The organism is Ruegeria sp. HKCCD6604 (assembly GCF_013110635.1).
In the GTDB taxonomy this organism is placed as follows: Bacteria; Pseudomonadota; Alphaproteobacteria; order Rhodobacterales; family Rhodobacteraceae; genus Ruegeria.
Genome location: NZ_WVQW01000001.1, coordinates 13,158 through 32,153 on the forward strand (window position 1 = coordinate 13,158; position 18,996 = coordinate 32,153).

The window sequence follows — 18,996 nt, forward strand, 5'->3', positions numbered from 1 at the left end:
CGCGCGCGGATCACAAGCGGCCAATCCCAAGGTGAAAAGGTTTACGTGGAAACCAGCTTGGACGCCCCATTTGATTGGTTGGCCCGGAAATGACTGGCAAGCTGGTCCAGAACCGGGCCCCGAACGTCCGGTGCTTCCATCAGCACCTCATGTTCACCGTTCGGGATTTCGATCAATGTACCATTCGGCCAATTGGCCATGCGCGTCCGTATGGCCTTGCGATCCACGATTTGTTCGTGGCTGCCCAGAAAAGTCAGACAGGGTGTTTTTGGGGCGGGCTGTTCCATCAACCATTCGCATTCGTCCAGCGACTCGCGCAGCCAGCGGTTGGAAGGGGCACCAAGAGCCAGTTCGGGATGCGCATTCAGCTGATTTTGCATCATCCGGTACATGTCCGGGTCGCGGGTCAGCATATTCCCGTCGAAAGGTTGCGACAGGACATAGCTTTCAAGCGTCGTGGTCGGGGGGGTGCGTTCGCCAAGGCCAAGCGCGGTGCCCCAATATGCGGTAACGCGGCTCAGAGGTTTCATGACCGGAGTGAAGAAAATTCCCCACATCGGGCCGGTGAACGCGCACGCGGCAAAACACCCTTTTTCGATGACGGCACGCAACCCGATGGCACCGCCCATCGAATGCCCGACGACGTACCACGGCTTGGGCAAATCCAGAGCGTTGGCAAGGTCCAGGGTTGACTGAACATCATATTGGTAATCTGTGAAATGATCGACATGGCCGATGCGTGGGTTGTCCAGCAACCGATCCGCAAGACCCTGACCGCGCCAGTCCACGGCCAGCATCGCAAAGCCGCGCTTCGCGAATTCACCGGCGGTACTGCCATATTTTTCGATATACTCGGTGCGTCCGGGGAACATCATGACGGTGCCATGTGCGCCATCATCCGGATGCCAGTGACCCACGCGAATGCGTTTTTGGTCAGACGTCGTCAACCAATGGGCCTTTCCACCGGCAGGTCCGCCGGCCACGTCTTCAAAAAAGGGGGCCGGCGACAACTCCATCAGGCCAGCACCGAGGCAAGCTTCATGGCAACACCCATGTCGCCGTCAATGCTCAGCTTTCCGGACATGAACGCGCCGGTCGGATTCAGCTCACCGCTGAGGATCTGTTCGAATGTCTCTGCATCAGCGCTCATGGTGACACTGGCCTCTTCATCGCTGACCCGCGCACCGTTTTCGTCCAGAACGATCGAACCCAGATCGGTGATGGCGAACTTGGCCGTGTCATCAAACGCGCCGCCATCCAGTTTTTCGTTCAGTGCGGCAGCCGCCTTTTCAAGAGTCTCGCTCATGCTTTTCCTCATATTGTTAGTGCGCCGTGAATGGACATCCCCGGTCGCAACGCTACACTGACTATTGTTATGAGCATTGCAATTCACAATCTCAAAGGTACCGTTGCGGCACTTTTTGTCCTAGTCACGTTTTCCACCAATTGTTTCGCGCAGCAGGCGGATTCACGGGACGAGGATGAGTTGCTGCAAAAACTGGCGCAGTCGACCCCGGAACAGGCAATTGCACTGGATCGGCAGTTGCAGGCGCTGTGGTCGCAATCGGGGTCTGCGTCGGCTGATCTGCTGCTGGAGCGGGGACGCGAGGCCTTGGATGAGGGCGACGTCGATGCTGCTCTGGATCACCTGACCGCGCTGACGGATCACGCGCCTGATTTTGCCGAAGGCTGGCATCTGCGCGCATCTGCCTTTTTCGGGGTGGAGCGATTTGGTATGGCAGCCGCCGATCTGGAACATGTGCTGACGCTGAATCCAAATCACTATGAGGCTATTTACGGTCTGGGTCTGATCTTTGAAGTTATCGGGGAACCTCGGAAAGCCTACGAGGCTTATTCTCGGGCGTTGTCTATACATCCTCATCACGAAGAAGTAACCAATGCCGTGAATCGGCTGAAGCCTCAGGTTGAAGGCAAGGCGCTGTAAGGCTCGGGGCAGGGGGCGAATGTGAGCGGGTCATCCCGAATCGTGGCCGTACTTGGCCCGACCAACACTGGTAAAACCCATTACGCTATCGAACGCATGCTGGGCCATCGGACCGGCGTGATCGGTCTGCCGCTGCGCCTGCTGGCGCGCGAGGTCTATGACAAGATCGTTGCGATCCGTGGGCCGTCGGTGGTGGCGCTGGTCACGGGTGAAGAACGGATCGTACCGCCCCGCGCCCAGTATTGGGTGTGCACGGTTGAGGCGATGCCGGAAGGCATGGGCGCTGATTTTGTTGCCATCGATGAGATCCAGCTCTGTGCCGATCCGGAACGGGGTCACGTCTTCACCGACCGTCTGCTTAGGTCTCGCGGCACGAACGAGACATTGTTCCTGGGCTCGGACACAATGCGTGGCCCGATTTCGGCGCTGGTCCCCCAGGCGCAGTTCGTGCGGCGAGAGCGGATGTCACAGCTGGTTTACTCGGGCTCCAGAAAGATCAGCCGGATGCCTGCGCGCAGCGCCATCGTGGGGTTCTCGGTTGAAAACGTCTATGCCATCGCCGAATTGCTGCGCCGCCAGAAAGGTGGTGCTGCGGTGGTCATGGGGGCGCTCAGCCCGCGGACCCGGAATGCACAGGTGGACCTGTATCAAAACGGCGAGGTTGATTACCTGGTTGCCACGGACGCTATCGGGATGGGGTTGAACCTGGATGTGAACCACGTTGCGTTTTCATCCCTGTCCAAGTTCGACGGGCGCAGGATGCGTCCGCTTGCGCCGAATGAGCTGGCGCAGATCGCAGGCCGGGCAGGTCGCGGGATGTCGGATGGCACCTTCGGCGTAACCGGAGAGGCCCCGCCGCTGGACGAGGGCGTGGCGCAGGCGATCATGGACAGCCGGTTTACGCCGATGAAAAAGCTGAACTGGCGGAATGCCGCCCTTCGGTTCGGCTCGATTGATGCGCTGATCGACTCGCTTGAGGTCAGCCCGGATGATGAACACCTCATCAAGGCCCGCCCTGCTGATGACCTGAACGCTTTGAAATCGCTGTCGCAAGTGACCGAGGTTGTCGCCCGGGCAAGCGACGGCCCGTCCGTCCGGTTGCTGTGGGATGTGTGCAGAATCCCGGATTTTCGCGGTATCAGCCATGCGGAACACGCCAGCTTGCTGGAGGTGATCTATGGCCATCTGCATGAACGGGGATCTATTCCCGACGAGTTCATGGCACGGCAGATCAGACGGATCGATCAGACCCACGGCGATATCGACGCTTTATCTAAAAGATTGGCATATATTCGCACGTGGACATATGTTGCGCAGCGGAAAGGGTGGGTTCGTGACGAATCACATTGGCGTGACGAAACCCGCATTGTAGAAGACAGACTGTCCGACGCTCTGCATGAGCGTCTCACGCAAAGATTTGTGGATCGGCGCACATCGGTTTTGTTGCGCCGGCTCAAACAGAAGGAGGCCCTTTTGGCCGAAGTAAATGACAAGGGTGAAGTGACCGTCGAAGGCGAATTCGTCGGTCGTCTGGAAGGGTTCCGGTTCATCCCGGACAAAAGCGCGCAGGGAACCGAGGCGAAAGCTCTGAAATCGGCGTCTCTGCAAGCACTCGCGCCGCAATTCCATCTGCGCGCCGATCGCTTCTACAACGCGCCCGATACTGAAATTGATTTCACTGATCAGGGTGGCCTGATGTGGGGTGAATACGCCGTTGGCAAGCTGGTTGCCGGGGCGGAACCTCTCAAACCTATGGTCGAAGTGTTCGTTGACGAAGCGGCGGGGCCGGATGTCGAGCAGAAAGTGCAGCGCCGTTTGCAGCACTTCATTGACCGCAAGGTGGCCGCTCTGTTCGAGCCGCTGCTGAACCTGTCCCGCGATGAGGAACTCAGCGGCCTTGCCAAAGGCTTTGCTTTCCGCATGGTCGAAGCGCTAGGTATCCTGCCCCGCGCCCAGGTCGCACAAGAGGTCAAGGATCTTGATCAGGACGCCCGCGGTGCCTTGCGCAAGCATGGTATCCGGTTCGGCCAGTTCACCATTTTCATGCCGCTGCTGTTGAAACCGGCCCCCACGCGTCTGCGTCTCGTGCTTTGGGCGCTGTCCAGCGGGTTGCAGGAATTCCCCGAAGCGCCACCTCCGGGCCTGGTGACCGTGCCGGTCGCCAAGGATGCACCGCAGGGCTATGACACCATGTGTGGCTACCGCGATGCAGGCGAGCGTTCGATCCGTATCGACATGTTGGAACGTTTGGCGGACATGCTGCGCGCTGAAGACAGCCGCGGGGGATTCGAAGCCAAACCCGATATGCTGTCGATCACCGGTATGACCCTGGATCAGTTCGCAGACCTGATGCAGGGGCTGGGATACAAGGCGGAACGCGGCGAGCGGCCGAAAGTCAAACCTGCACCGGTCGAACAGCCGGCGGCAGCTGAAGCGGACAAACCGACCGCCGAAGAAGCCCCGGCAAGTGAAGTCGCGGCAGAAGAGGTCGCCGCACCCGCCGAGGCGGCAGCCGAGGCTGGCGCGGACAGCCTTCCCGCAGAACCAGTGTCAGACGAACCCGAGGTTGAAGTGTTCTACACCTTCACCTGGGCCCGTCAGCGACAACCCAATCGAGGCCCGCGCCGCGAGCAGGGGCAGGGCAAGGGCAAACCGCGCGGCAAACCGCAGGATGGCCGTGGCAAACCGCATGGCAAGAAGGGCGGCAAGCCTCAGGGCGCCAAGACCTTCTCGTCGCGGCCGCCGAAAAAGGAAAAGGCGATTGATCCCGACAACCCGTTTGCAGCCGCGCTGATGGGTTTGAAGGACGGCAACTGATCCGAAATGGCCGAGGCCAAGCTGCGGATTGACAAGTGGTTGTGGCAGGCGCGGTTCTTCAAGACCCGCAGCCTGGCCGCCAAACAGGTCAACGGCGGCCATGTCAGGTTGAACGGAAACCGGGTGCAAAAACCGGCGCAGGCCGTGGCCCCGGGCGACGTTCTGACCTTTCCTCAGGGCCGTATCGTCCGCGTCGTGCGTATCGAAAAAATCGGGGATCGCCGTGGTCCGGCCCCCGAAGCGCAAACGCTGTATTTCGATATGACCGAAAAACAGGACGTTCCGCCCAAAAATCCGGGGTTTGAGGGAAAAGGTCGCCCGACAAAGAAAGATCGCCGTTCACTTGATCTTTCTCGCACCGAAGATCGCTGATCATATCTTGAAGAGTAGGCCAGACTGAATTAGCTAAACGCTCAAACCGCAAACGGGAATCCGATCATGACCTATGTTGTCACCGAAAACTGTATCGCCTGCAAATATACCGACTGTGTCGAAGTATGTCCGGTGGACTGTTTCTATGAAGGTGAGAACACGTTGGTCATCCATCCCGACGAATGCATCGACTGCGGTGTTTGCGAACCGGAATGCCCGGCCGACGCGATCCGCCCCGATACTGAACCGGGCATGGATCAATGGGTCGAATTCAATCGCAAGTACTCGGAAATGTGGCCCGTGATCGTCACCAAGAAAGATCCGCTTCCCGATGCGGAAGAACGCGACGGTGAAGAAGGCAAGATGGAGAAGTATTTCTCGGAAGCACCGGGCGAGGGTAGTTGAACGATTCGCGCTCAAACCCCTGTTTGATGCGCAAAGAACGCGGCACAACCTGTTGAAAACAGGTTGAATATGAAAATTTACCGTGGGGTAAACTTTCGGGTGTCGTATTTTTGTGATATACTTGGTTCTTGTATGATGACCGAGATTGGGATGCGCTCCACAAGTATGCTCGCTTTGGAGATTTGAATTTGTGACAATATCGCCGCCTGTCGGGGCTGAAAAAGTCCCCGCATGTGGTGTTTTTGTTGTCTGTGTCCCGTCCGCAAGCAAGGAAAAAACTGAATGACAAAGTCGAAAAAGCTCGAGTTCCGCCCGAACGACTATGTTGTCTACCCCGCCCACGGCGTAGGCCAGATCATCTCGATCGAAGAACAGGAAGTCGCGGGATTCTCTCTGGAGCTGTTCGTCATCTCATTTGAGAAAGACAAGATGACACTGCGCGTGCCGACCAACAAGGTTACCGAATCCGGTCTGCGGTCGCTCAGCTCGCCCGACGTGATCAGTCAGGCGATGAAGACGCTCAAAGGAAAGGCAAAGGTCAAACGCGCCATGTGGTCGCGCCGTGCTCAGGAATACGAGCAGAAAATCAACTCGGGCGATCTGATCTCGATTGCGGAAGTGGTCCGCGATCTGCATCGCACGGACGATCAGCGCGAGCAGAGCTATTCCGAGCGTCAGTTGTACGAAGCTGCCCTGGAACGCCTGACCCGCGAGGTCGCGGCGGTTTCCGGCGCCGGCGAAGTATCCGCTGCCAAACAGGTGGACGAAGTTCTGACCTCTCGCGCTGCCTGACAGCGAGTTCGATATGACAACAGGCCGCTCCACCATCGGGGCGGCCTTTTTCGTGGCTTGGTGAATTCCGCAAGTACCGCTAATTTCACTGTATATGCAGCAAGCTACAGGGCGGACATGAAGCAGACAGTTAGATATCTGTATATCGGACATGACCCGATTTCGGTCTGGTTTCGGTACGCTCTGATCCTGTTCGATGTTGCGACAATCATTTTCTTTGTCGCAACGGCTCACGTCCCTCATGGTCCCGGCTTGGTCCTTGCAAGCCAGTTGATCGGTTTTTTGATTTTCTTGGACTTCTCTGCGCGGCTTTGGATTTCAAAGGATCGTTGGAAGTTGCTGCGCCAGATTTATACGCTGGCGGATATTGTCGTCATCGTCTCGCTGGTTCTGGATCCGTTCCTGACGGGCAACCTGGCTTTCCTGAGGATTCTGCGGGCCTTGCGCCTGATCCACTCATACCATCTGCTCAGGGACTTGCGACGCGACAGCAGCTTTTTTCGCACCCATGAAGACGCGGTGATTGCGGCAATCAATCTGATGGTATTTGTCTTTGCCACCTCTACGGCGGTTTTGGTGTTCTTCATTCCGGAAGACGCCCAGACGCCTTACATAGACGCGCTGTATTTCACTATGGCCACCCTGACCACAACCGGGTTCGGTGACATCACGCTGAGCACCCCTTGGGGCAAGCTGTTCTCGGTGTTCATCATGGTCGTGGGCGTCGCGTTGTTTGTCCGTTTGGCGCAGGCGATATTCATGCCGCAGAAGGTACGTCACAAATGCCCAAGCTGCGGGTTGTATCGGCATGATCCCGATGCCGTGCATTGCAAGCATTGCGGTGGAACACTGCGGATCGAAACAGGCGGCGTGTCCTAGATCTGCGCGCTGATGGCAAGCAGAAACGCGATCTCGGACAGTTGTTGCGATGCCCCAAGTATGTCCCCGGTCTGGCCGCCGATCTTCTTGCGCGCTGTCAGCGCCAAGATGGCAGCAACCGAGGCGGCAGAGAAGATGGCGGTGATCGCCGCACCCCCGCACAGAAAAACGGCGATTGGAGCGGCCAGGCCCAAGGACATGCTGACCGAAATCGCGCCGGGGGTTCCCACCGAATGGCTCAGCCCCGATTTTCTGGCGTTTGGCAGGGATGCCATCAAAACCGGCATCAAGGCGCGTGAGAACATGCAGGCTGCCAGAATCGCCCAAATCGACCCGGTTGCCAAAATCGTGGCAACTGCCGAAACCCGAGCAAGCTGAGAAAAAACCAAAGCGAGAACACCATAGGTTCCGATCTGGCTGTCTTTCATGATTTCAAGTCGACGTTCAGCGGTGAACCCGCCCCAGAGGCCGTCGAAGGTATCGGCCAGACCGTCCTCGTGCATCGCGCCCGTCGTCATGATCAACGTTGCAACCAATAGGGCCGCGGTAACAAAAGGGGGCAGATGAAAGACCATTGCCAACCATCCGACCAGACAGGCAATCGCTCCGACGGCCAGCCCGGCGATGGGGAAGGCCCATGCCGCCTGTGCCTGCCGCTTGAATACAGGTTCAGGCAATCGGGGCAGGGGCAGGCGGGTCAACAGCACCAGAGCCAGCGGAATGTCCCACAGGGAAAAGGGATTGGTGTCGTTTTTATGCACGCCCGTGCCTTTCGGGGTCTTGTTGGATTCGATGCTTCGGTTAAACACACAGGACCACTCTGATGCAATGAGGCTTTCATGTTGCCTGAACTGAATGATTTGAACGCGTTCCGTGCTGCGCTTGCAGCGGCTCCGGGGCCGGATGCCACCGCGGCGCAGGGCGCGGCAGAGCGAAACGGACAACTGACGAAACCCCCGGGCGCGCTGGGGCGACTTGAAGATTTGGCAATCTGGTACGCAGGATGGCGAGGAGATGCCCGGCCACAGATCGCGGCGCCACAGGTCATCGTCTTTGCCGGAAACCACGGAGTCACTGCACAGGGGGTCTCGGCTTTTCCGTCGGAAGTGACCGTGCAAATGGTGATGAACTTCGAACATGGCGGTGCGGCGATCAACCAACTGGCCCGGGCGGCGGGTGCAACGATGGATGTTCACGCGCTGGATCTGGACAACCCGACCGCAGATTTCACCCAGGCACCGGCCATGACGGAGGCCGAATTGCTGGACGCGCTGCGCACCGGCTGGCAGGCCGTGGACCCGCAGGCTGATCTGTTGGTCGTGGGCGAGATGGGCATTGGCAACACGACCCCGGCAGCCGCCATTGCCTGCGCGCTGTTCGGCGGTGACGCGGCCGATTGGACAGGTCGCGGGACAGGCGTCGATGATGCAGGGCTGACCAACAAGACCCGCGTTGTGGCCGAAGGTGTAGCGTTGCACAAGTCAGAGGACGGCCTTGAAATCCTGCGCTGCCTCGGAGGTCGTGAGATCGCGGCGATGGCAGGGGCGATTGTCGCCGCGCGGATATTGCGCATTCCTGTGATCCTTGACGGTTTTATCTGTACCGCCGCCGCTGCCTGCCTGTGGAGGCTGTCGGACACCGCGCTGGATCACGCCGTGGCCGGCCACCAAAGCGCCGAGGCCGCACACGGTGCCGTATTGGCGAAGCTGGGCAAGGAACCGCTGCTGAGTCTTGGTCTTCGGCTGGGCGAAGGGTCGGGCGGGGCACTGGCGATCAATATTCTCAAAAGCGCCGTGGCCTGCCATTCCGGTATGGCAACCTTTGCCGAGGCAGGAGTGTCTGACGGTTGATTCATTGCCTGACCCGGGCACAGGCTTGGGTCAGGCGGACTTCTTGGCGTGTTTTTCGGCCAGCTCAAGCAGCGCGGTTTCCAAATCTTTTTCCAGCTGCTGTGCACGCTCGATGTATTTCTTGTTTTCGGCAGTTGGCAGACCCGGGACCCATAGTTCGGCGAGATCGCGAACAGACATCCGGTCATGGTGATAAAAGGTCTGTTCCGCCTGTGCGGCCTCGTACTCACTTAGCCCGACATTCTCCAGAACATAGCGGCCTGCGCGCAATGAGCTGTCGAAAAGTTCCCGCACGATGTCGTTGGCGCCAGCCTGATAGAGCTCGTACACATGCGTCCGGTCGCGGGCGCGGGCGATGATGTGAAGGTCAGGGCGCTGCCGTCTGGCATACCCGACAAGCCGCGTGACTTGCTTGTGGTCATCCATGGCGGCGACAAGGACCGACGCTTTTTCCAACCCCGCAGCGCGCAGCAATTCAGGGCGTGTAGGATCGCCCAGAAACCCTTTGACGCCGAAACGGCGCATCAACTGAATGGTTTCAATATCATGGTCCAGTACAACCGTCTTGAAACCGCTGGCCCGCACCAGCCGGTTTACAATCTGCCCGAACCGACCAATCCCGGCGATGATGACGGGGCCTTTTTCGTCAATTTCGTCCGGCACAGGTTCTTTGGAAGTGTCGCCGATCTTTCGCGACAGAAGATCGTAGATGATAAACAGAAGCGGTGTGATCAGCATCGTCAAAGCGATGATCATCAGCAGTTTTTGGGACAGGTCGGGGGGGATGACATTCTGTTGCGTGGAAAATGCCAGCAGAACAAAACCAAACTCACCCGCTTGCGCCAACCCCAAGGTAAACAGCCAGTGATCGCGCCCACGCAACTTGAAGGCCTTGCCCACAAGATACAGGATGATCCCTTTTGCAAGGATCAAAAGAAGCGCCAGACCGATCAGGTCAAGGGGATCATCAAAGAAATAGGCAACATCGATCCCGGCACCGACCGTGATGAAGAAAAGCCCAAGCAAAAGCCCTTTGAATGGCTCAAGGTCGCTTTCCATTTCATGTCTGAACTCGGAACTGGCCAGAACCACGCCCGCCAGGAAGGCGCCCAGGGCAGGAGAAAGTCCGACGAGGGTCATCAGGAAGGAAATCCCGACCACGATCATAAGCGCCAGAGCAGTATACATCTCGCGCAGGCGGGTCGCGTGGATGAAGCGAAACAGCGGGCGGGTCAGGTAGACACCGGCCAGGATGACAAACACCACTGCCCCGATCGTAACCAGCGTGACGGCCCAACCCGGCAGACCTTCGACCAGAGAAAGGCTGTGATGGTCCGCGCCGTGAAGGTCTCCGGCCCCGCGGTCAATCGAACCATCCGATTCGATATGAGGCATGGCCGGCAAGGCCAGAAGTGGAAGCAAGGCCAAGATCGGAATGACCGCTATGTCCTGCGTCAGCAGCACCGAAAACGTAGCTCGACCGCCATTTGTTCGCATCAGGCCCTTTTCCGAAAGAGTCTGAAGAACGATTGCCGTGGATGACAGCGACAAGGTCAGCCCTACGGCCAGGGCGACCGACCAGGGGTGGTTGGCGTACATTGCCACGGCAGCGATCGCAGCCGTCGACAACGCAACCTGCAACCCGCCCAACCCCAGCAACTTGTCGCGCATATCCCACAGGGCGCGCGGCTCCAGTTCCAGACCGATCAGGAACAGCATCATCACCACACCGAATTCGGCAACGTGCTGAAGGTTTTCCGTTTCCGCGCCGACAAGCCCAAGAACAGGTCCAATGATGATCCCGGCGGCCAGGTATCCCAGCACCGACCCCAGCCCCAGCCGTGCAGACAGGGGAACGGCGATGACCGCCGCTGCCAGATAGATCGAAGCCTGATATAGGAATACGTCCATAGGTGTCCTCTCGGGCCCGTTCAGGTGGGCAGGGGGGCGTCGCGTTTCAGTTGGTCCATTACGATCTGGCTATGGACCCTTGCAACGGCAGGATGCGGCAGGATGACCGAATGTAGCAAGCTGTTGAGCGCGGAAAGATCGTCACAATAGATGTGCAGCAGGTAATCTGCCTCTCCGGTCATCGTCCATGCGCTGGTAATTTCGGGGCGGGTGTCGACCATGCGGGCGAAGCTTGCAGATTGTTCAGGGCCATGTGTCCCCAGATGGACTTGAACAAAGCCTTGCACCTGCAGACCCAGTTTCAACGGGTCCAGCCGGGCGGCATACCCGGTTATGTACCCTTCGGCTTCAAGCCGCTGGCGGCGGCGCCCTGCCTGACTGGGCGACAGGTTCAGCATTTCGCCCAGTTGGTGCGCGGTCAGGTGTGCGTCCTTTTGCAGGGCGGAAAGCAATCGCTTGTCGGTCGCGTCCAGCATGTGCGGAAAAATCCTGCCTTTATTAACTTTTATGCGCGTTTTGCGCGCCCACCGGCAGTTTACACGAAAACAATGCGCAGAAACAGCGTCACAAAAGTCATATTTTTGAATCAGCAAAGAAATTCCTGTTTTCGAAGGAGACGCGCCATGGGTCCTTTCCCACACAACGCCCCGAAATCTGTTATCAGCGAAGAAAACCCTGCCGGTACCGATGGGTTTGAATTCGTAGAGTTTGCCCATCCTGAGCCGCAGGAGCTGCGTGATCTGTTCGCGAAGATGGGGTTTGATCTGGTGGCCCGCCACAAAGAAAAACCCGCCATCGAGCTGTGGCAGCAAGGGGATGTCACCTATATCCTGAACGCGGATCCCGACAGCTTTGCCGCGAGGTTCGTGGACGAGCACGGCCCTTGCGCGCCATCCATGGGGTGGCGCGTTGTTGATGCGCAAAAGGCCTATGACCATGCGGTGTCGAAAGGTGCAGAACCTTACGACGGCGCTGACAAAACCATGAATGTGCCTGCGATCAAGGGCATCGGCGGATCATTGATCTATTTCATCGATCAATATTACGACACATCGCCCTACAATCAGGAATTCGAGTGGATCAAGGAATCCAAACCACGGGGTGTGGGCTTCTTCTATCTCGATCACCTGACGCACAACGTCTACAAGGGCAACATGGACAAGTGGTTCAAGTTCTACGGCGACCTGTTCAACTTCCGTGAAATTCGTTTCTTTGACATTCAGGGCAAGTTCACCGGGTTGTACAGCCGGGCGCTGACGTCTCCTTGTGGTCGTATCCGCATCCCGATCAACGAAGACCGCGGTGAGACGGGGCAAATCGTGTCTTACCTGAAGAAATACAAAGGTGAAGGCATCCAGCATATTGCTGTCGGCAGTGACGATATTTACGCCTCGACCGATGCAATTGCGGAAAACGGTCTGAAATTCATGCCGGGCCCGAACAAGGCATATTACGAGATGTCCAAGACCCGTGTGGCCGGCCACGAGGAGCCGTTGGACCGGATGATGAAACACGGCATCCTGATCGATGGTGAAGGCGTTGTTGACGGTGGTGAGACCCGGATTCTGCTACAGATTTTCTCGAAAACCGTCATCGGACCGATCTTCTTCGAGTTCATTCAGCGCAAGGGCGACGACGGTTTCGGCGAGGGAAATTTCCAGGCGCTATTCGAATCCATCGAACGCGAACAGATCGAAAGCGGCGAGATTTCCGCAGCCTGATTGCAACGCACTGACACGCCGGGGGCAGTTCATCTGCCTTCGGCGCTTTCATGTGACGGTTGGTGCGTCAGAAGATCGATTGCCGGTTTTCAGCTGCGCGGCATCGCCAGGGTCACGTTGCGGCCCTTTTTCTGATATCGAAGCTCACTGTCGCTGATCGCGATCACTTTCCCGCCATCAAGGCGGTCTCCGACTTTCAGCTTTTTGTAACGCCCGCTGGGAAGCCGCACCAACGCGCGTCTGTTGGCTGGCGTTCCGTAGACCCCGATCAGGTTCAATCTGCGTAGGTTGATTGCGTTGTCGATCGTGGCTTGTCGTGCGACCGAGGCAGTCGAAGGGATTTTGGGTGCGACGGTTTTTGGTTGGAACGATCCTGCTTCATCGGATTTCTGATCCAATGCTGCTGTGGACCCAAGATTCGAACTGTTTGAAACAGGTGATTTGGCAGGGGCCAATCCGGCAGGGCGTGATTTGGGGCGCGGTACTCTTACGACAGCCAAGGCCGTTGGTGCATCATCGACCTGTGGCTTGGTCTGAAGGCTTTCCGGGCGCGCTTTCGGTCGCTTGGATGCCAATTCCTCCAATGACCGGCCACCCAGTTGACCGCGCTCGAAATTCTCGACCAGATCAGCAGGGCGTGGCTTGGGCCGAATGCCCGCCAATCTGTCGTCGACCTCGTCGACCACCGGTTCTTCTTCGAAACGAACCGGAGTTTCAGGCGGAACCTTGGATGGGCGCCCCAGATAAACAACGATCCCTTCCGGATTCACGGTGCCTTCCGGTGTTGGCACGACCAGGCCGTTCTCATCCAGATCAAACCGAGTGCCCGCAATGTTGGGGGATACGTCGGGTTCAAAAGGAGCGTCGGTGTCAAAACTGGGGTCGGGCGGTAAGGCAACCGCATCCTCGAACAGATCGGCGTTGTCGAGCGATGCCAGATACAATTCCTGCGGTTCAACAGTTTCGGGTATTTCCGGTGCCGCAGGCGCTGTCGTGCTTATGCCCGTAACGGCCTCGACACCTCTTTGCGTCTCGGGGTCCTGAGCGACGGATTCCACCGCGGTAGGGGCAACTTTGAGGGCCTCCAGAATGGCTGCATCTGTGGCAGTCAGATCCGGCTGCGTGCCGGTCTCGGTTTCTGAGGCCTCGTTCGCTGGCTCTTCAGCGTCATCGGTCGCAAGGTCCGGAACGGTTTGTTGCGGGGTTTCCAGCGCAGCAGTGTCCAGCTCTGGTTCAGGCAGGGGCTCTGCGGCCGGTTCAGAAGTCGAAACCGCAACCTGCGCCGGGCTCTGTTCCGCCTGATCCTGTTCAGGGTCGGACCCCGATGCCAGCCAAATACCAACTAGTCCACCAACGAGAAACACAGCGGCAAAGACAGCAATGGCAGACCGTTTTACCCTTGAAGATGCATTCAGGCTGTTCACTGTTTCCCGGGGTACTCGGAAAGCCTCGGGCGCGGCGGTGCCGGCAATCGGATGGGTGGGCAGGCCGGAATCATCAGCCTGTTCAACTGCGTCCATTTCCACCGGAGATGGCTGGTTTTCCGGGTGTGACAGATCGGAAGCGTCCGAGGTTTCGCGAAACAACGCCTCGCGCGGGAACGCGCCCTCTTTGTCTTCGGCAGTGAACGCCACCACCACAAAACCATGTTCCGAGGCAAAGGTCCGTGCTTCGGCCAGAGTTTCAACCGCCACGGCGGCAACAAAGGTCGTGCCGCCTTCGGTGTGACTGTCATAACTCAGTTCCGACAGGGCGTAAGGCGTGGCCTCGGTCAGAGCACTTTCGATACGTTCCGTCCGGCCTTCCGGCAGCAACCCATCGGTCGAAAGCTTTAGAAACCGAACCTGATCTTCTGGCAGCACGAGCTTGCAGCTCAGATCATTTTCCAGCGCAAATGCCTTTTCCCGCAACGCCTGCATCTGTGCGGACAAGTCCGGAACATCCAGCGGAATCGTACCGATAACAAACCAGTCGTCATCGGAGCGGTGGTGCAGTGTTATTCCGGTCGCAGAAAAAGACAGCGCAAAAGCGGGTTTCATATTCCGGAGGAACCATAATTATCAATGTCAATGCAAACGACTTTGCGTTTGCAGACCGACATTAAAGCAGGAACCCGCCGAGGGAAAGAAAAAGGCGGTATCCCCTCTTGTATCGCAAGGGCCGGTCAACCCATCTAAAAGCAGAGTAATTTGGAGTGATAACCTTGAAGACATTCGCTTTTCTGGCCGCGATGATGGCGGCTACGGCTGCCGGGGCCGCTCATGCGGAAGAACGTCGCATCAACGTTGATGCAACCGGAACAGTGCAGATTGCGCCTGATATGGCGACGATAACCTTGGGCGTGACCAACGAAAACGCCGAAGCCTCGGCTGCGATGCAGGCGACGTCGGATGCCGTTTCCAAAGTCCTGGCGCGTCTGACCGAGATGGGTATCGAAGATCGTGACGTCCAGACACGGGATCTGTCATTGTCCCCCGTCTGGTCGGGTCGTCATGGACAGAATGGGGAGACACCGGAAATCACCGGCTTTACTGCGTCCAATCGCGTGTTTGTGCGTGTGCGCGACCTGACCCAACTGGGGAAGATCATGGACGCGGTCATTCAGGACGGCGCCAATGATTTCGGGGGCTTGAGCTTTGGCGTGCAGGATCCCAAACCGATCGAGGCGCAGGCGCGTGCCAAGGCCGTTGGCGAAGCCACGGTCAAAGCACAGCAATTGGCGCAGGCAGCGGGCGTGACGCTTGGTCCGGTTCAGTCGATCTCGGAACAAACAGCTGGCATTCGTCCGATGGCAGAAATGCGCGCGCTGAGCATGGCGGATGCGGGTGGTGTTCCCGTCGCGGGAGGCGAGGTCTCGGTTTCCGTCAGTGTCTCGATGGAATTCGAGATTTCAGACTAAGATCTCGCTTTCGCACGGGCCATCAGCGGTTTGCGCTGCTGGCCCGTGCCGTCAAAATTGTCGGGCGACAGCCAGGCTTCGAATGCATCGCGAATGCGCGGCCATTCAGTGTCGATGATCGCGTACCATGCCGTGTCCCTGTTGCGGCCCTTGTAGTGGGTCGCCTGCCGAAACACCCCTTCGAAAGTAAATCCCAGCCGTTCAGCGGCATTGCGTGACGGTGCATTCAGTGCGTCGCATTTCCACTCGTACCGGCGATAGCCAAGCTCGTCGAAAACCCGCTTCATCATGAGGTACATGACCTCGGTCGATTGCGGCTTGCGTTGCAGCAGCGGCGAAAAGTGGATGTGGCCGACTTCGATGGCACCCGCTGCGGGTTCGATCCGAAGATAAGAGGCCATGCCCACCGGCACTTCGTCCGCATCCAATACGGTATGAAACATCGGGTCCGCATCCACGCAGTTGGCGCGGGCCCAGTCTTCAAATTCCGGTTCGCAGTCAAACGGGCCATATGGCAGGTATGTCCAGTTACGGCCATCCCTGTCATTTGCAAACGCCCGAAAAAGTCCGGGCGCATGGCGATTCACATCTAGTGGCACGACAGAACAGTACCGGCCTGCCATCGGTGTATAAGGCGGTGTCGGGCGCGGAGAGTCACCCGACACCGGCAAACCGATGGGCTGGCCAAGGTCGTTTGTGTCGTGCCCGGCCATTGTCAGGCGCTGGCCTTGGCGAGGGCCTGATCAAGGTCCGCGATCAAGTCGTTCACGTCTTCGATGCCGATAGACACCCGCACGACACCGGGGCCCGCGCCCGCGGCTTCCTGTTGTTCCGGCGTTAGTTGACGGTGGGTGGTCGAGGCCGAATGGATGATCAACGAGCGGGCATCGCCCAGATTGGCCACATGGCTGAAAATCTCAAGAGCGTTGACCAGTTTGATACAGGCGTCATAACCGCCCTTCACCGCAAAGGTGAACAGTGCACCGGCGCCACGCGGATACTGCGATTTGACCCGGTCCTTGTAAGGTGATGACGGCAATCCCGCATAGGTGACGTATTCCACGCGGTCATCCGCTTCCAGCCACGCTGCGATTTTCTGGGCGTTTTCGACGTGACGCTCCATCCGCAGCGACAGTGTTTCGATCCCCATCAGCGTGTAATGGGCTGCCTGCGGGTTCATGGTCATGCCCAGATCACGCAGACCGATGGCAATGCCGTGGAAGGTGAAGGCCAGCGGGCCAAAGGTCTCGTGGAACTTCAGGCCGTGATAGGCAGGCTCGGGTTCGCTCAGTGACGGGAATTTGTCATTCGCGGACCAGTCGAACTTGCCAGAATCCACGATGCACCCGCCTGTGACGGTGCCGTTGCCGGTCAGGTACTTGGTGGTAGAATGCACAACCAGCGTTGCGCCGTGCTCGATCGGACGGCACAGGTAGGGCGTGGCCGAGGTGTTGTCGACAATCAGCGGGATGCCCGCTGCATCAGCAACATCCGCCAACGCACGGATATCAGACACGTAACCGCCCGGATTGGCGATGGACTCGCAGAACACGGCGCGGGTGTTTTCGTCGATGGCATCCTTCACGGCGTCCAGATCATCGGTGTCCACGAACTTGGCGGACCAGCCAAAGCGTTTGATCGTCTGGCTGAACTGCGTGACCGTACCGCCATACAAACGGGTCGAGGCGACCACGTTGCAGCCGGGGCCCATCAGCGGAAACAGCGCCATGATCTGTGCCGCATGCCCGGACGAGCAGCACACCGCCCCGACGCCGCCTTCAAGCGTCGCCACGCGTTCCTGCAGAACGGCGACGGTTGGGTTGGTCAGGCGGGAATAGATAAAGCCCACCTCTTGCAGGTTGAACAGGGCCGCTGCGTGGTCCGCATCCCGGAACACATAGGCCGTGGTCTGATAAATCGGTGTCTGGCGTGCTCCGGTCGCCGGGTCGGGGCGGGCACCCGCATGAATTTGCAATGTGTCGAAACCGTAGGTCGGGCCGTCAGACATCGTGAAAATCTCCTGTTGGTATCTGTCTTGCGGAATCTGTAGGCCATTGCCCGCCTGCGCACAACGATCCTGTCAGCGCAGCCAGAGGCCTTTGCTTTTGATCGCGTTGCGCAGCGCCTGTTCCCGCCGCGGCAGATTGTCCTGATCAAAGAGCGCACGGATTTTTTCGCCTTTGCCCTGAAGAACCAGCTTTTTCAGCGGATCATACTGTTTGAGCACTTTTTTGACCTTGTTGGGGGCCACGACGGTTTCCAGCACATCGATCACGTGATCGCTTTCGCGGGCATAAAGCAAAGGGAACAGGCGATAGTGGCAGCTGACGGACCCATCCAGAAGCCCGTCCGGCAAAGCATCCCGCCCGCCGCCGAAAGAATGAATGACCAGCGGCAGGGCTGCCTGATCCAGCCATGGGTCAAGGTTCTGGCCCGTCAGTTCGGGAATGTTTTCATCCCGGATCGTTCTTGCGTAGTCCAGGTAACGTTCACCGAACATCCTGGGGCATTTGTAAAAGAAGTAACCTGCGTTGAAGTAAAGGTATCGCCGCCAGTAACCATCGGGTTGGTCCGGATCCACCGAGCTTTCGAAATCCAGCCCGAAGCGGGCATAAAGCGCCCGCCAGATACCGTCAAAGCCGGGGCCGTACAGCGTCGGCTTTGGCCACGTGCCCTCGACCTTCAGTGAGGCTCCGGGGCGGTCGAAATCGAACGGAACGCTTGTGATGTCGCCGGTGATCAGCGTGTCCGTATCGAAGAACACAAAGGGTTCACCTTCCGGCAGAGCCAACAAAGCCTCGATCTTGTTGCCATAAGGGTAGCTTTCGCCAAAAACATGCGAGTCGAAGGGCAGGATTTCGGCATCCAACTGTTTCAGGGCTTTCAAAACGTCTTCGTCCTGGATGCTGGGGTTGTGGGTCCAGCGCGGGCCCGGGTTGGGTGTGGCGACAAACAGCCTGCCTTTGAACCCGGGCGAGCAATGGCGAAGCGAGGCCGCAAACAACAAGGCCTCATATTGCAGGCGGTTGTTTTGCCCGACAACCGCGATGTTGAATTTCCGAGAACTTGCCTGCATCTATGCCCATTCCTGAAAGCTGCCGGAACCGGCACCCTTTGATCCGGGTTACAGCAAGCGGGGTGGGGCGTCAAAAGCCGAAAGTTTGATTTCTTGTTATCTATGGCATTCCTCTCATCGCGCCGAGAAAGGGTTGAGCAAGGTCCTTTTGCGGATTTTCCGAGGTTGGCCCGGTTCATGTCGAAAGGTGAAATCGACAGCGTGCCATGTTCACCGAACCTTGTTTGCCAATACCCGCACAGCCCTTTCCTGGGCAAATCCTGCCTTTGGGCCCAGTGATTCAACGCGGTTCCTGCTCAATCGCTAAGCGAAGTGGCCAAAAACAAGGT

At 58.2% G+C, this 18,996-nt stretch carries 18 protein-coding genes; 9 read left to right on the plus strand and 9 right to left on the minus strand.

Annotated features, from left to right (window positions below; translation table 11 throughout):
* Positions 1-41 precede the first annotated feature (41 nt).
* Positions 42-1,016 (minus strand): alpha/beta fold hydrolase, encoded by a 975-nt coding sequence (locus tag GS614_RS00070; RefSeq protein ID WP_171725220.1) that lies wholly within the window; start codon positions 1,014-1,016, stop codon positions 42-44.
* The gene (locus GS614_RS00075) at positions 1,016-1,306 is read right to left on the minus strand and encodes an SCP2 sterol-binding domain-containing protein (protein WP_152457676.1); all 291 of its coding nucleotides are present in this window, start codon (positions 1,304-1,306) and stop codon (positions 1,016-1,018) included. Before GS614_RS00075 ends, GS614_RS00070 begins: the two co-directional genes overlap by 1 nt.
* A gap of 30 nt (positions 1,307-1,336) precedes the next feature.
* On the opposite strand from GS614_RS00075, the gene GS614_RS00080 reads away from it, so the two are divergent.
* From GS614_RS00080 to GS614_RS00105, 6 genes are all read left to right on the plus strand, one after another.
* Positions 1,337-1,945: a tetratricopeptide repeat protein gene (locus GS614_RS00080; protein WP_171204570.1), complete on the plus strand. Its 609-nt coding sequence runs from the start codon at positions 1,337-1,339 to the stop codon at positions 1,943-1,945.
* 21 nt (positions 1,946-1,966) lie between these two features.
* Positions 1,967-4,762 (plus strand): helicase-related protein, encoded by a 2,796-nt coding sequence (locus GS614_RS00085; protein ID WP_171725221.1) that lies wholly within the window; start codon positions 1,967-1,969, stop codon positions 4,760-4,762.
* A 6-nt stretch (positions 4,763-4,768) separates the two neighbouring features.
* Positions 4,769-5,134 (plus strand): RNA-binding S4 domain-containing protein, encoded by a 366-nt coding sequence (locus GS614_RS00090; protein ID WP_171725222.1) that lies wholly within the window; start codon positions 4,769-4,771, stop codon positions 5,132-5,134.
* Positions 5,135-5,200: 66 nt separating this feature from the next.
* Positions 5,201-5,539 carry a ferredoxin FdxA gene (gene fdxA / locus GS614_RS00095; RefSeq protein ID WP_171725223.1) on the plus strand — a complete coding sequence of 113 codons (339 nt, stop codon included), beginning with the start codon at positions 5,201-5,203 and terminating at the stop codon, positions 5,537-5,539.
* 282 nt (positions 5,540-5,821) lie between these two features.
* On the plus strand, positions 5,822-6,331 hold the full coding sequence (locus GS614_RS00100; protein WP_152457681.1) for a CarD family transcriptional regulator: 510 nt from the start codon (positions 5,822-5,824) through the stop codon (positions 6,329-6,331).
* A gap of 117 nt (positions 6,332-6,448) precedes the next feature.
* Positions 6,449-7,210: an ion channel gene (locus GS614_RS00105; protein ID WP_152457682.1), complete on the plus strand. Its 762-nt coding sequence runs from the start codon at positions 6,449-6,451 to the stop codon at positions 7,208-7,210.
* Here the strand turns inward: GS614_RS00105 and cobS are convergent.
* Positions 7,207-7,971, minus strand: a complete 765-nt coding sequence (gene cobS / locus GS614_RS00110; protein WP_171725224.1) for an adenosylcobinamide-GDP ribazoletransferase — start codon at positions 7,969-7,971, stop codon at positions 7,207-7,209. The two genes, GS614_RS00105 and cobS, sit on opposite strands and share 4 nt — an antisense overlap.
* Positions 7,972-8,049: 78 nt before the next feature.
* Here cobS and cobT point away from each other — a divergent pair, with 78 nt between their 5' ends.
* A complete protein-coding gene (cobT, locus tag GS614_RS00115) occupies positions 8,050-9,060 on the plus strand; it encodes a nicotinate-nucleotide--dimethylbenzimidazole phosphoribosyltransferase (protein WP_171725225.1) in 1,011 nt (336 codons plus the stop codon).
* Positions 9,061-9,090: 30 nt separating this feature from the next.
* Here cobT and GS614_RS00120 read toward each other — a convergent pair whose 3' ends face one another.
* Together GS614_RS00120 and GS614_RS00125 are read right to left on the minus strand one after the other, a co-directional pair.
* On the minus strand, positions 9,091-10,971 hold the full coding sequence (locus GS614_RS00120; RefSeq protein ID WP_171116422.1) for a monovalent cation:proton antiporter-2 (CPA2) family protein: 1,881 nt from the start codon (positions 10,969-10,971) through the stop codon (positions 9,091-9,093).
* A gap of 20 nt (positions 10,972-10,991) precedes the next feature.
* Positions 10,992-11,447 (minus strand): Lrp/AsnC family transcriptional regulator, encoded by a 456-nt coding sequence (locus GS614_RS00125; protein WP_152457686.1) that lies wholly within the window; start codon positions 11,445-11,447, stop codon positions 10,992-10,994.
* A gap of 147 nt (positions 11,448-11,594) precedes the next feature.
* Here GS614_RS00125 and hppD point away from each other — a divergent pair, with 147 nt between their 5' ends.
* Positions 11,595-12,692 (plus strand): 4-hydroxyphenylpyruvate dioxygenase, encoded by a 1,098-nt coding sequence (gene hppD, locus GS614_RS00130; protein ID WP_171725226.1) that lies wholly within the window; start codon positions 11,595-11,597, stop codon positions 12,690-12,692.
* A gap of 89 nt (positions 12,693-12,781) precedes the next feature.
* On the opposite strand, the gene GS614_RS00135 is transcribed toward hppD, so the two are convergent.
* A complete protein-coding gene (locus GS614_RS00135) occupies positions 12,782-14,731 on the minus strand; it encodes a hypothetical protein (RefSeq protein ID WP_171725227.1) in 1,950 nt (649 codons plus the stop codon).
* Positions 14,732-14,886: 155 nt separating this feature from the next.
* Between GS614_RS00135 and GS614_RS00140 the strand changes: the two genes are divergently transcribed.
* Entirely contained in the window at positions 14,887-15,591 is a 705-nt protein-coding gene (locus GS614_RS00140) for an SIMPL domain-containing protein (protein ID WP_371809369.1), read from the plus strand.
* Here the strand turns inward: GS614_RS00140 and GS614_RS00145 are convergent.
* From GS614_RS00145 to GS614_RS00155, 3 genes are all read right to left on the minus strand, one after another.
* On the minus strand, positions 15,588-16,304 hold the full coding sequence (locus GS614_RS00145) for a GNAT family N-acetyltransferase (RefSeq protein ID WP_171725228.1): 717 nt from the start codon (positions 16,302-16,304) through the stop codon (positions 15,588-15,590). The genes GS614_RS00140 and GS614_RS00145 overlap by 4 nt on opposite strands.
* A 2-nt stretch (positions 16,305-16,306) precedes the next feature.
* Entirely contained in the window at positions 16,307-17,599 is a 1,293-nt protein-coding gene (locus GS614_RS00150) for an O-acetylhomoserine aminocarboxypropyltransferase/cysteine synthase family protein (RefSeq protein ID WP_152457691.1), read from the minus strand.
* 72 nt (positions 17,600-17,671) lie between these two features.
* Positions 17,672-18,667: a hypothetical protein gene (locus GS614_RS00155; RefSeq protein WP_171665580.1), complete on the minus strand. Its 996-nt coding sequence runs from the start codon at positions 18,665-18,667 to the stop codon at positions 17,672-17,674.
* Between the last annotated feature and the right edge of the window lie 329 nt (positions 18,668-18,996).